Source organism: Pelagerythrobacter marinus, assembly GCF_009827515.1.
Classification (GTDB): Bacteria; Pseudomonadota; Alphaproteobacteria; order Sphingomonadales; family Sphingomonadaceae; genus Pelagerythrobacter; species Pelagerythrobacter marinus.
In genome coordinates, this window is the sequence record NZ_WTYO01000007.1 from 1 (window position 1) to 13,590 (window position 13,590).

General features: G+C 58.7%; 7 protein-coding genes and 1 pseudogene. All 8 read right to left on the bottom strand.

Features of this window, described 5'->3' with window-relative positions; all coding sequences use genetic code 11:
• A pseudogene (locus GRI72_RS13065) lies at positions 1-810 on the bottom strand (IS3-like element ISEli1 family transposase); the annotation flags it as partial.
• Between the two features lie 63 nt (positions 811-873).
• Positions 874-1,338 (bottom strand): hypothetical protein, encoded by a 465-nt coding sequence (locus GRI72_RS13070; protein ID WP_160734382.1) that lies wholly within the window; start codon positions 1,336-1,338, stop codon positions 874-876.
• A 132-nt stretch (positions 1,339-1,470) separates the two neighbouring features.
• Entirely contained in the window at positions 1,471-3,471 is a 2,001-nt protein-coding gene (locus tag GRI72_RS13075; protein ID WP_160734383.1) for a hypothetical protein, read from the bottom strand.
• Positions 3,468-5,828, bottom strand: a complete 2,361-nt coding sequence (locus GRI72_RS13080) for a sensor histidine kinase (RefSeq protein WP_160734384.1) — start codon at positions 5,826-5,828, stop codon at positions 3,468-3,470. Before GRI72_RS13080 ends, GRI72_RS13075 begins: the two co-directional genes overlap by 4 nt.
• A gap of 56 nt (positions 5,829-5,884) precedes the next feature.
• Positions 5,885-8,212: a GmrSD restriction endonuclease domain-containing protein gene (locus GRI72_RS13085; protein ID WP_160734385.1), complete on the bottom strand. Its 2,328-nt coding sequence runs from the start codon at positions 8,210-8,212 to the stop codon at positions 5,885-5,887.
• Positions 8,213-8,398: 186 nt separating this feature from the next.
• On the bottom strand, positions 8,399-9,238 hold the full coding sequence (locus tag GRI72_RS13090; protein ID WP_082836103.1) for a phosphoadenosine phosphosulfate reductase family protein: 840 nt from the start codon (positions 9,236-9,238) through the stop codon (positions 8,399-8,401).
• The gene (locus GRI72_RS13095) at positions 9,235-12,603 is read right to left on the bottom strand and encodes a hypothetical protein (RefSeq protein WP_066558475.1); all 3,369 of its coding nucleotides are present in this window, start codon (positions 12,601-12,603) and stop codon (positions 9,235-9,237) included. Before GRI72_RS13095 ends, GRI72_RS13090 begins: the two co-directional genes overlap by 4 nt.
• Positions 12,600-13,556 (bottom strand): DUF4007 family protein, encoded by a 957-nt coding sequence (locus GRI72_RS13100; RefSeq protein WP_066558474.1) that lies wholly within the window; start codon positions 13,554-13,556, stop codon positions 12,600-12,602. Before GRI72_RS13100 ends, GRI72_RS13095 begins: the two co-directional genes overlap by 4 nt.
• Positions 13,557-13,590 lie beyond the last annotated feature (34 nt).

The following is a 13,590-nucleotide window of genomic DNA, read 5'->3' on the forward strand; positions in this document are numbered from 1 at the left end:
CGTTGTCGCTGACGATCATGCCGGGCTTGCCACGCTGGGCGATCAGCTCGGTCAGCTCGCGAACGACACGGCGACCAGAGATCGAGGTATCCGGCACCGCTGCGAGACACTCCCTCGTCACGTCATCGACGACGTTGAGCACGCGGAACCGCCTGCCAGACGCCATCTGATCGTGAACGAAGTCGAGGCTCCAGCGCTGGTTCGGTAAGGCGAGCACCGGAGCAGGTGCCCTCGTGCCGACTGCGCGCCTGCGGCTGCGTCGACGCCTCACCGCCAAGCCTTCCTCCTTGTAGAGCCTCTGGGTCTTCTTCCGGTTGATCATGATCCCCTCCCGACGCAGCAGGATATGCAGACGGCGATAGCCGAACCGGCGACGCTGGTTGGCCAGCTCCCGCAGCTTCTCTCGCAGACCGGCATCATCGTCCCGGGTGGAACGGTAACGCACGCTCTTGCGATCGGCATCGATGACACGGCACGCCCGCCGCTCGCTCATCCCGTGGCATGCCTGAAGATGAGCGACAGCTTCCCGCTGCGCGGCGGGCGTCAGAACTTTTTTGCCAGAAGATCCTTCAGCGCAGCCTTGTCCAACATCGCATCGGCCAGCAACCGCTTGAGCTTGGCGTTCTCGCTCTCCAGCTCCTTGAGCCGCCGGGCATCGGATACCTCCAGCCCGCCATACTTCGACTTCCAGTTGTAGATCGTCGCTTCCGAAACCCCGTGTCGCCGGGCCAGGTCGGCGGTCTTCGCTCCCGCCTCCGCCTCCTTGAGCACGCCGATGATCTGCTCTTCTGAAAACCTCGTTCTCTTCATCTCGTCCGTCCTTCTGTCAGGGCCGGACTCTAATCCAACTTGGAGGAAAATCAGGGGGTCACGTCAGGTCGCTTCTACCATCTCCGATTTACGCGCTTTGAGCTGTGCGGTGGTGATCGTGCCTTCCGTATCGTGCCTTCCGTGACAAACTGAGCACAATCGGATGAGATTATGACGGTAGTGCGAGAGGGTCGCAGCCCACGACCCGATATGTGCAGTTTCTATCCGACTGCCGCTTCCACACCACGCGCATTGATTGCGGCTTTCCGCTTTGAGGTGGGCAACAATAGCAGCTGGTATTGATGGACGATCCTTCGCGCTTTTGCTCCAAGGCCGCTGCAAGATGCCGTCGAATGCATCGAGTTCGCTTTCAGCAAAGTGGATCGGGCCGGTGCTCTCCAGGGACCTGAGTGGCCGCGATGTTGCTCGCCCCGGTGCAAAGTTCGGCCGAGCATAAGCGGTCAGGAGTTCCGGCGTGATTCCGAGATGATGCGCAGCTTGAAGCGCTGAAAGGATACGATCAGACATCCGTCCCTGTTTCCAGGCGGGCAATGAAACTGCCAAGACGGCTCAATTCAAGAAGAACCCAGTCTTGATATCCAATTTTGCTCGCTTTGGTGTGTATGGAGAGCGTCATTGGAAACAATGAATGTCTCCCCATTAGTCCAGTGAAGGTTCGCATTCGGGTTCAGTGGGCAACAGGCCGCTACGTATCGCCTCGTCGCGACCGACGGCGTCGGACTGCTCTCTGTCCTTCACCAGGATGATAACCCCTGCCTTTGGCAAGTCTTTCTTTCCCAAGGCCTCAGGAGCGAAATCGTAGTTCCACGCTAACAGTCCCATCTTCGCTAGCGCCTGTTCTCCGCTGATCGAGGGTATATGGGTCCAACTATCTGATTTCGCTGAATTGAGGTCTAGTCCGGTTTCGAGCAGTTTGCGCAGATCCTCGGAGCTCTGGACATGAGAAAGAACAGCCCGCGCACCGGGCGCTACAAGATCGGGGTCCAGCTTATTGAGAGCATCCAAGACGCCATCGCAGCTTACATCGGTCATGACCAACCTCAGGGCCGGCTTCCCATTATCTTCTCGTCCAACGAAGCAGACCGCCCCGTCATTGAGAGCTGGAATATCTAGTCTTACCGGCACTCCTTCGCTGTCCGGATAATAGATCTCGACGTCGACAGCGAATGTCGCTGGCATAGCTGCCACCAGACCTACGCGTCCGAGGCCTGACAATACGCGTTGCTGGAGTTCCAAGGCATGCGCCTCGCGCAGACGTGCCACTACCTTCAGATCGTTATCGTCAAATGCCTTGCTCAGCTGTTCATGCGACACCGTATCGATATGCTTGAGGTTCCATTTTATCCAAGAAACCTCGTCGTCGAGGCGGATCGCTGCAGTCCGGGCATCGTCGCCGTACTTCCAGCTCGTTACTCCGAGTGGTTGCGTCTTGCCGACTAGGAGCAGAATGCGCGGAGCTCCGTTGCGCTGGAGATCGCACACCGGCGTGAGGACAAGAAGGACCGTATTGGCATCGAGATCGACGGCTATCGTGGTGCGAAGTCGGTCGAGGTCTGATCCTTCTGTGACCTGCAACACATCTCCAAAAGTCACTTGAGCTTCCAGCGAACCGGGAAGTCGCAATCGTTCGCTGTTTTGGGTCAGGAGACGTTCCACCAGTTCCTGAAGTGCGGGGGATCCGGCAACGTAGGGCGAAGGATGACTAACGGCGGAAAAGGCGTTTAAGGGAATTGCCGCATCGATGATTTGCCGCTCACGTTCGATCTCGTGTTGCAGAACACGATCGAAGACATCGACCAGATAGCTTCCCGCCGGTTCGCCCTCGGCGTTGAGTAGCAGTTGCTGGATCTGACCGATGTCCGAGAGGCGGAGATTTCGCAAAAGTTTGAGCGTTCGCGAAGTGGCGTCAGCCATTCCCTGTTCGAGGGATTCAAAGAATCGCGCGAGCATGCGGGAGTCATCCGCATTGTGGGCAAGGCGCTCAAGCTGGCGATCGAGTTTGCCTGCCTCTTCTAGCTCCGATTTCCTTATGATCCTGAAACCCGAGTCCAAGAGGCCCACTTCGTCTCGAAACTCTTCTCGCTTGTCTTCGAGCCGAGGACTGCGTGACATAAGGATAACCAGGGGCGGCGTGGCTCGACGCTTCTCTATGGCGTTGCGCAGCATCCTTTTGGATGCGTGAAGGGCCGCCTCGTCCTGCGCTTTGTTGAAGAACAGGTCGATAACAATGAGATCGACCTCCTGCGCAGCTTCGATGAAGTCGCGCCCGGATGTCCGACACTCGAGCCCGAGCTCTTGAAGCTTCTGGACCACCACATCGACATAAGTTTGGTCAGATGCCTGATCGGCAAGATACTGCTCGAACAAAGGAGCGGCGACTTCCGTAAGGGTATCGCGCAAGCCCCATACGGCTGCCACATAGGCATCATCGGACACCAGCTCATCGAAACTTCTGTCTTTCGCATCCTCATATGCAGCTTCGATAAGCTGGCGTTGTTCGGCGGTAAGGTCGTCATTGAAGATCGCCCAAGCCTCGTTCTCGGGTCCAATATCCGTCGCTGTCGGCACGGCGTCGCAGACGTCATCCACCACGAGAGCGGTTGTTATTCTCTTTTGCGCCAGAAGGTCTCCAAGCGTCACACCTGCGCTCCTGCTGGCAATTCGAGAACGAATTTGTGGAGTCTGCCGGTCTCCGGATCGCGCTCCTCGTCCAATTCAAGTGTGCCGCCGTTATGCATGGCCGCCTCGCGGGCGATGTAAAGGCCAAGTCCGCGCCTCCTGCGCGTATCCTTGAGCGAAAAGAACATCTTGAAAACCTGGTCTCGATTTTCCGGAGCAATGCCTCGCCCATTGTCTTCGAACATCATTACGGGTGGGTCACTTTCAAGCGAGATTGAAATTTTCGGCTTGAAGGAAGGTTCTCGCTCCGCGCGCATATCGAGCCAATAGACTGAATTCGAAATCAAATTTTCAATGATTTGAACGATCATTCCCTTGACTGCCCTGATCCGCAGAGGTCGCGTAGTCAGGTCGGTGGTCACGTCGATCTTGTGACGCTTGAATTGGGCATGATGGGCTTCAATGGCGTCCCGAATGACTTCGTCGAGTGCAAAGACTTCCGATCGTTGTCGACCAGAGACGCTCATCGGGTCGAGAACGCGCACGCGCTTGCTGACACTCTTCATTTCCGCCTGCAACGTATTGAAGTAGCTGCGCAGGCGGTCTGGGACATCGCGACCCTTCATATGGGCAAGAGCCTTCAGTGCATTTTCGGATGAGCGGGCTAGTTCGTGTGCGACCACTTCGACCATGAGGCCAACACCTGCCATCTCGATCATCTGTCGGCTTTCCTGTTCGACTTCCGCGATGCGCTGGCGCGCGCGCGCCGCGAACTCGGAGAACTCGAAAAGAGTTTGCTGGAGCTCCTCTATCGCGTCGTCGCCCTCGGACGGTGTAAGTCTCTTGAGTTGACGGATGGCGTTTTTGGCTCGGTCCTCGAGCTTGGTAACCTGTGCCTGCGCGTCGGACAGATCCACTTTTTGATGTTTGTACTGCCGTTCGACATCCTTCATGAATTTGCCGAGCATATCCTGCACGGCGTACCGCAGGACTTCCAAGAGCACATATTGCTCCGAAGTCTCGCGCAGCCCTTCACGGTTCGTTTGATCCAGCAGCTGCGGGTTCGCGATCCGCGAAATATTTACCCGCCCAATAAATTGGGTTTTGTTGAGAGTGTAGCCAGATCGACGCAGAGCCCGGCGGTCAAGTTCAAGCCAGTCGTCCTCATCCTCGCCGTAGGGAAAAACACGGAAGCGATCGCGGAACAGCAAGATCCCCGACCATTTCTGTTGCAACTCACGAACAGCTTTTTGCTCGCCAATAGTGTCGATTGCGCCGAGTCTGCGGCGGTTGTACCAATGTGCCTCGAATGAGAATGGCCCGATTGTACGCAGCGCACTATCCTCGACAGGTCCGTCTTTCCCGATGATCGTGGCTTGAAGATCTTCTTCCGTGAGCTTTACGGTTTGCGTCTCTCGCGGATGCTCGAACCCGAGATCCAACGCCTCGAAAGTGCAGGTCAGAACGGGTGCGCCATCGATAAGCTCATATGTGCCTGACACGCGTGCATGGGCAGCATCGAGCAGGGCACCGGACATTATGGGAATGCCGATCCTTTCTCCGTTCCAGAAGATGGCGATCCGAGGTCGCGTCGTCGCATTGGCGAAAGGGTCGGTCAGGCGGGCAAATTCATAGTCCGCCATGTCGCGGACCCTCGCTTCGGTCCAATTCTCGACAAGGTCGCTGATCGTCAAAGCTGTGCCGGACCACTCGGCACTGGGTTTTTTTCCTCCTTTCGTCGGGGCCACCGCAATTTGATCGAGCATTGCATCGACATTGCTGAACTCGGTCCAATCGATTTCGAGACGATTGAGTTTCTTGTCGGTTGAACGGGCCGTCTCAACCAGCAACCGCTCGCCAAGACGCATTGCCGAAAGGCGCCCGATACCTTTTTCGCCGAGATACGGGGTGCTCTTGTCTCCACGCGCAAGCGCTGCTTCGACCTCTTTTTTCCTTGATGGCGTTCCGATCACGAGGAAGCTTCGATCCAAATCCTCTAGCGACATTCCGCTTCCCGTGTCTGTCACGGTGATTGTGTTGAAGCGTCGCTGAGCTTGATCGAGCTTTTCGGTAAGCTCTTGTTTTGTAGTCGCTTCATCGATCAAATCGACGAAGCTCCCGTACGCTGCCTCTGAAGCAGTTGGAAGAAGTTCGTCTTTTATGAGCTTTTTCAGGTCCGGGAGGCTGGCTTTACCGTGGATTGTACCCTTGAGGCGTAGAAATGCTCTGCGTGTCAGAACAATGTCGAACTTTACGTCGACCCCTGCTTTTGTTCTAGCGTCGAAACCGTTCTTGATAAGCTCATAAAACGCGATAATATCCGAACTGATTAGTTCAGAGCCAAGTTCGAGAACAGTTCGGGCGGTAATACGGAACAAGCTTTAAGTCCTCTCGTGACGCCAAGGCATTGGTTTGCAACTGCGCGACACGGCCGTCAGTCCAACCATGGCCGTAAGCGATCCCATGCAATTTCCGCCAACCTTCGCGAGCGTTGACGCACAAATTCCCCGTCCCAGTCGGACGGACATTCGACGAGCGGGATCAACAATCTCGCGTGGGTTGCTTCGGCGAGGATCGCTTCCGATCTTTCGGGCAAGTCATACCCCAACTTTCTGGCTTCTTCGCGCGCGGCCTCGAACGCTTCGGGCGTTCTCGATGCCAAGGCGCGGTAGCTTGCCATCTTTTTCGGTTGGGGATGATTTGACACCACGATGTTGTGGTCGCGATGCAGCAGCGTGAGGTTGCCCAGAGTCTGGAACAGCTCTCGTTCATCGTAGAGGTCAGCGGGCCAGTCAGTGCTCGCCCCTTGCTGTGGAGCGATGTGCTCGACTTGCATGGGCGAAAGCAGGTTCCAGGCATCCAGCGTCAAGGTTGGATGAACACCTTTCCGGCCGGATACGACCAAACCCGGATTCTTGAGGTCGGGTTCTACGTCGTGCGCCGAAGCTATCAGAAGGAATTTCGCAACCTCGGTCGCGTGCTTGGCTAACAGGCTCGTTTCGACTTTACCGGACCAGCTCCCTTTCTCCGAAATGCCGGCCTTTTCCAGCGCATCGCACAGGACGCGTTTGTAAAGTGCGATGTCGAGCGCGCTCTTGCGTTTGGTGGATGGGTTTCCTGAGAAGGGCCGTGCCGCAAGGGCAGCCTGCCCGTCGCCGGAAAGCATGACATCGCGATACACCGCATCGATGCCCGACGTCGTGCCGAATGCTCCGCGCCAGATCGCAGTGAAGGCAGCGCTCGCCTTGATTGCATCGGCAAAGGCCACCGATTTCTGAAGGCGCTCTTCCGGATCGGCGGATAATGCGGCCCCGAAAAATCTGCTGAGCGGTGGAATCGTGACCGTATGCTTAAGTCCACGCAGAAACTCGAACGCGACCTTCGCCGGCTCGTCGATGTTCGAGAGGCCGCCGAAGCTGGGATTAAGGGTTTCTGCAGGATCCCACGAAGTCGACATGAGATCGGACACATCGCCCAAACGCTTTACGAAGCCCCGCCGGAATTCCGTCCGGGTCTTGTCGTCCGGATCGCCGTATTGTGCGCGCAAGTAACGCCGTTGCTCGTTGAGCTTCTTACCCAGCTTCTGGCCCGTTTCTGCGAGCGCGAAAGCGACAAGAAGTTCGGAGGTCGTGCGCTGCAGCTTGCTCGCGTCCTTGGCGTAGCGATCGACGTATTTCTCGGTCCGCAGCATGTCCGCGTGCGAAGGGGTGGATTGATAATCCTCTAGCCCTTCCGCGTCGATCACCCGGGGCCGAAAGGTTTCGAAGGCGGTGAGCGGTTCGCCGGTCGTATTGAGAGCCTCGAACATATCGAAAGCGTCATCTTCGCCTTCGCTTTCGACAACTGTGAAGGCCATTCGCCTTTGCAAATAGTGAGCAAAAATGATCGCGGCAAAGGCAAGCCGGAAACGCTTGCCCGTGGTCGTCTCGTCATCCTTGCGGAGCCTTTCGGCGACTTCGGATGGGACTTCGAAACCAAAGAGTGCTTCGCCGAAGCCCGCTTTGAGCGCGTGCTCGATCAGGCTGGGCATCTCCTCCTGCGGTTGCACGAGGTCGCGAAGGCGTTTGTTCATATGCCGGAAGACGGCGGCCACATTCTTGTGCGTCGAAGCTTTTTCGCCATCGGGCTCGCTCGGACGAAACTGCTTGGCCTCGGTCTCCTCGTTCTCGATATGCTTGAGGTAGTCCCAAATCAGGCGGGCGATCGCGCTCGAATACCGGGCTTCCGGTTTTGAAGACCACACATCGTCGAAGGATCTGATGAGACGTGGATAGTACCTGTTGAGCGCCTTTCCGCTGCGTTTGTCGAGAATGAAACAATCGCGAAGTTCCGCCATCATCTTCTGAATTTCTTCAAGCAGCCAGGCGCTGCCTTCTTCGTCATCTTTCTCGACCGAGGGCAGGCAGGTCGCCAGAAGATTGTGAATTGCAACAAAAAGCAGAATGAACGTCGAGATGCGCTGCTGGCCATCGATGATCGTCATCACCGGCCGTGGCATCTCGTTCCGGAAATGCGGCTTCACGGTCACATACTGGGTGTCGTGGATCGCGATGATCGTACCGAGGAAGCTGATCGTTTCCTCGCGCTCAGGGAGCAGGCTCAGGCCGTGAAGCGCATCCTCGAACAGTCGATTGACGTTTTCTTTATCCCACCGGTATTCCCGTTGATATGCGGGAATGTAGCAACCCTGCCCCGGGACCTGCAGGAATTGTAAGACGCTTCTTGGATTTGCCCGAAAGGCCTTTTCTACATCGATGGTCAAGAGACCCTACCCCCAGCGGTTGTATCCATGTGCTTTGATTACCTAGCGATATTTCGGCTGGTAAGAAAAGCATGCTCGGGCAAGAGGCAACAGAATTGTGATAGAAGAATTCTCGGACCCGGGACACTCCGAGGCATATACTGGGTGCGGGTTCGCGCCTTCGTTGAGCAGAAAGCTGGCGGCTGGCTATTTGTGGCAGACGAGGCAGCCGCTCTCCTCGTCGGCCAGCATCTGTTCCACCGTCTCATCGGTGATCCGTGCTCGCAGCGGATTTGGCATTCTGCGAGCGAGCGCCTGTGCCTTGCGCTCTTCATGATTACGCTCGATCTCGGAAACCCGCTCCGGCCGCGCCAGTTCTTCGAGACTTTCGTTCTGGGTCCAGGTGAACGGCGAACCGTGCTCGATGGCTGATTTTTCGTAGCGCTTGGCTTCCTCGAAGGCGTCCGGGTGCTCGCGCATCAGCCGCACCCATTCGATTTTCTGCTGGTAAAAGCAGAATGTGCAACCGCTGCGAGAGCGCCAGCGGTAATAGTCCGGCAGGCCGAGTCCGGAGTTTTCCAGCAGGCCGATGACCGATGCCTTGTCAAGACCGGCCTCCCTCAATGGGAAATGGACGTGCATGTTGGGGTGGGTTGCGATCATCCCCGAACGGCTCGGTTCGTCGGCGCGGATCGCGACATAGGAATGCACCTCCACGCCTGCGTCGAGATGCGGTTTGAGCCACTTCTGGAATGGCTGAATTTTCAACTGCCGGGTGCACCAGCGTGTCCGCGGGGAAGGCAGAAAATGGCCGTATTCGGCTAGCCAGAAATCGAAGTCCCGACCAGGGTTGAGCATTTCAATGGGCTTGCCAAGGAAGCCCTCAAGGCGGCCGAGATAATCGTAGACCTCGGGTAGCTCCTTGCCGGTGTCGGTGAAGAAATACCGCACATCGATGTCCGGGCGGTGATCGCGCATCCAGACCGCGAGGGCAGCGCTGTCTCGTCCACCGGACAGACCCAGAACATGCATCGCCTCGCCGGTCACGCTTCCTTCTCCGCGCTGATGGGCACAGTGACATCGCGCTCGCCGTCATCCTCGATATAACGCTGTGCGAGCTCCGCGATCACGGCGAGCACCATATCGGGCTCGAGCTGTGCGGCGTCGAGCGTCTTGCCGATCTCGTCGAGGAGTGGCCCGAGGCGCTTCTGCGCCTCGGTTGCAATCTGTGCTCTGCGGACGACGCTTCGTTCGGTCGACCCGACACCCGCCATCACCATCACCGCGGTCTGGGTCGGTTGCTGGTCGCTGTCGCCGAACAGTTCCACGCGGCGGAACCGGTAGGCGTATTCCGACAGCTGCATCCCCGCCCGACTCGGCTCGAGATCGTGCCACGTCGTCACCGGCTTACCCATCACGAGACCGCAAATTTCCGCCATGCTTTCCGTCGACCCATCGAACTCGGCCAGCCTCGTGATGAAGCCTCGAAGCTTGAGGTCGTCTCCCCCGTGACCCGCTATTCGCTTGGCTCGTTCCACCAACTCGGAGAGATTTCCTGCATCGCGGTGTTTCAGGCCCTCCAGCATCCGGGTTTTCAGATCCTCGATCATGTCTGGGTAAGCGTGATCAAGTTCGCTCAGGACCGTGCGCAGCGCAGGTGCGGTGCCTTCGCCCGAAGCCTCGAGCGCTTCGGGGATGTCGACGAAGAGGAGCTGGTAGGGATCGTCCGCATCTAGCAACAAGCGACGCACATCGATTGCTTGCTTGGAGAGCGTGGCTTGCGCCTTGCGCGACCAGTTGGGAAGGCTGTACGCAAACTGCACGAGCGCCTGTGCTATCTCGAGCGGCTCCTCCGACGGCGCCTCTTCGACGAATTCGCTCGCGACGGCTGCAAACTCCTTCAGCGCGACCGCATTCGCGGCATCGGTCGGAACCGATCTCAGCGCAATATGGTCGGGGTCCTGCAGCAGAAGATCCATGACCAGATCGGATATTGCCGGCTGGAAGGCCTCTTTCGCATAGATCGCAGTGCTGTGACGGCGCGAGAAAAGATAGGTCACGAGCAATAGGGGCATCACGCCTTGCTGCACGCCGTAAGGCGGCTCGCCCCAAGCCCGGTAGATGTCGGCAACACCAACCTGCTCGCCGGCTTCGAGCAGGCCATCGGTTAGCGACCAGAGAGGGGCGAACGTGCTGGTTTCGCCGGGCGGAACGAAGTCCCACCGCTCGCCTTGCCGGACATAGAGACCCGCGCGTTCCAGAACGGTAACCGCTAGGCCCTTCTCGGCCGGATAGCCCTTGATCCCGAAGTGCTGCTCGCCGCGGCCCACTACAATAGCATGCAACAGGGCTCGCAACGCCGCATTGGAATTGCTCGAAGGCCGCCGACGATTGATGAGTTCGGAATGCACGATCGGAGCCTGCCGGAAAGTCCGCCGGGCGATATCGCTTGCTGCTTGCGACAGGCCATAGGAAAGCGACTGCAAATCGAGCGGCTTACCAGTGTCGAACCAGTGCGCGCGCTCGAAACCCTCTCTCAGGAGACCTTCCAGCTGCGCGGACAAATGGGCAATGCGGGCATCGATCTCGCGCCTGGCGGCTGCATCTCCGGCCAGTTCGGGGCTTTCGTTGCGCACGTCTCGCGCGGCTTCGAGCTCGATCGCTGTTTTGCGAATGTCCGCACTGTTCGATGCAAGACCAACAATTACGGGCAGACCGTGCCGATGCTCCGTGCGCGAGACTTCGATCAGACTCGCCTCCGCTTGGCCGGGATCGACGTCGATCCCAGGCAGAAGCAGCAGGAACTTGCCAGCAGCCCCGGCGCTAACCCGAACGTCTTTCGGACCAAGCCCTTGCGGCGCCAGTTCGCCGATTTGTGCGTCGAACCAGCGCGGCGTGCCATATTCGGCGTAATGCCGCTTGGCCAGAATCGGCTGCAGCGAGGCGAGATCGTTCAGAGACGCTATCTCGAGCCGCCCGCGTTCGGCGATGCGGGCCTCGATTTCGCCCTCAATGTCGAAATCGCTGCCGGCATAGATTGCATAGGCGCCGAGATGGCGACGGTAGACCAGCGCCGAAATCTTCACGAGATCGGCAAGCTGCTCTTCGACGTCCGCATCGGAATGACCGAGGCTTGCCGCAATCGTCCGGGATGAGGCTGCCAGACCCGATCCATTGCTGAACAGATCGATGACCGCCACGGTCTTCGCGATCTGCAAGCGCAGGTGGGTGCCGTCGCGGCCCGCCCTCGCTATGGCCTCTGCGGCCTGTGCCCATCGATGGCCGTCGGGCGAAGCCATGATCGCAGGCTCCAGATTGACCTGCAGATAATCCCAAAGTTCTGCCGGTCCGAAGGTTCTTCCCGAGGCGAGTGTCGTGCGCTGAAGGAATTCGGTGAAGCCGCTGGGTTCCGCCGAGGCAAGAAAACCGAACAGGCTGCGTTCGTTCTGGCTGAAGCGCCGCCGGGTGATCGGCCCGAGCAGCGCTGCCGCCGCAGGGTTGAGAGGCCAGCAGTCGTCGAGCCTTTCCGCAAGATCCTTGGGCACACCTGGTCGCCGTTCGGCAATCTCGCTGGCAACAATAGCGGCAATTTGATGCGACTGAGGGTGCGAACGCTCTGTCGTGACGGCACGACCGACCAATTCGATGACCTCGTCGACCGCCGTAATGATCGGGACATCCGCAAAGCGGCCCTGAACCTTGCGCCATTCGTCCTGGACGCTTTGCCCGAGGCGATCCGCATAGCGCTCGAAAGCCTGGTGCAGCACGCCCACAACGATAAGTCTTCCCTCGCTGCGATTGGCCGCCTCTGCGAGATCCTGGAAGAAATGGATGTCGACGGCGTGATCGGCAGCACCTTCCAGATATTTGCCCAGTTCGTCGACAACGACGAGAACCCCGCCCTTGGGACGCGCTTCAACCTCGCGTTGCAGCCGCTCGACGATATCGCGCCCGTCAGCGGCTTCCATCCTGGACCGCTTGGTCCGAGCGTGGCCCGGCTCGCCAGCGATTGCGGATGCGACCGCTTCGCGCAGGTCCGCCACCGGGTTGCCCCGCCGACCGCTCACCGGCACGCAGAGCCAGTCTTTGGGCGCACGCCCGAAAACGTCGGCCACTTCGGGCACATCGCCAAGCAGTTGCTTCGCTTCCCTGTAGGCGGGCCCGCGCCCGAGCGAGTAGGAGGCAAGCGCAAGCGCGAGGCTCGACTTGCCGCCGCCGTAAGGGCCCGTCCAGGTGAACGCGCCCTGGCCGTTTGTCGCGAGGCGGAGCGTGGTGGTCAACGCATCGCGCGCCGATCCTTGAAGTACATAGCCGGAGAGGGGATCGGCCTGGCCAAAATCGGCATCGATCCTGATCGATCTTTGGTAGCGCGGGGCGACCGAAACATGGTCTGAGAGATAGGCCTGCGTCATGCCGCGAGCGCCTTGGTGTGCGGATAGGCGCTGGCGATGAAGGAGGCCGGATCAGGCAGGCCTTCTCCCCGCCTGGCAATCGCGCGCACACCTGCGCTGTCGGTCCACAGAAAGGCGCCCTTGGCGACCCTTTCGATATCGACAAGCCGGTCGATCAGCGCATCCTCGTCTAGCTTGAAGATCCGCCCCGGCGATCCGGGCTCGTATACCAGCGTATCGATGGCGAGCGTTGCTTGCTCGGGCGCACGCCTCGCCCAGAAATCTGCAAGCGCAAAAAGGAAGATACCGTCGGGCAAGCCGGGCTTGGGCCCATGGCGGAAAGCGAACGATCGCGATGACACTTCGCGCATAAGGCCAAGTTCGCCAAGTACGGTTTCCACCTGATCGTCAACCGCGCCCGCGCCGACCTTGGCGACATAGGATCTGACAAAGCATTCCACGTCGCGCTTGATCGTTGTGGAGGAGGCCCGCGACCGGTCGAGTTGGGCACACAGCAGCCGGATCGGCTCGGCAATGCCGTCGCGGTCGAACCCATGTGCATTCAGATGGTTGAACGCATAATACCACGTCGTGGCGCGCTCGAAATTGCTGGCGATCTGCCAATGGAGCAGCCATGTGGTCGCGAGGCTTTCCATGAACGGATCGAGACCTGAATCGCGGTCAAAGATGAGATCTCCGAAGGGCGTTGCCTTCAAGGCACCGACACCCCTCTCCGGGTCTTCTTCAATGATTCGGCACGCGAGCGCCCAATGCTTGATCGCCGCAACCATATTCTTGCCGACCCCGAACCGGATGATCCCTTCGTCCTTGTCGAAGGTATTGGGGGCCGGAGCTTCCGAATCCTCGCAGACGGCATCGTAAGCCTTGCGCAGCCACAGCCGCCTCAGCGGGAAGGTTTCATGTCCCGCGAAGCGCGTCTTGACGCCGGGCTGTCCAAGGGGTCCTCTGAGCATGATTTGTTCCTACTGGGGATTTCCCCCAGTTGGC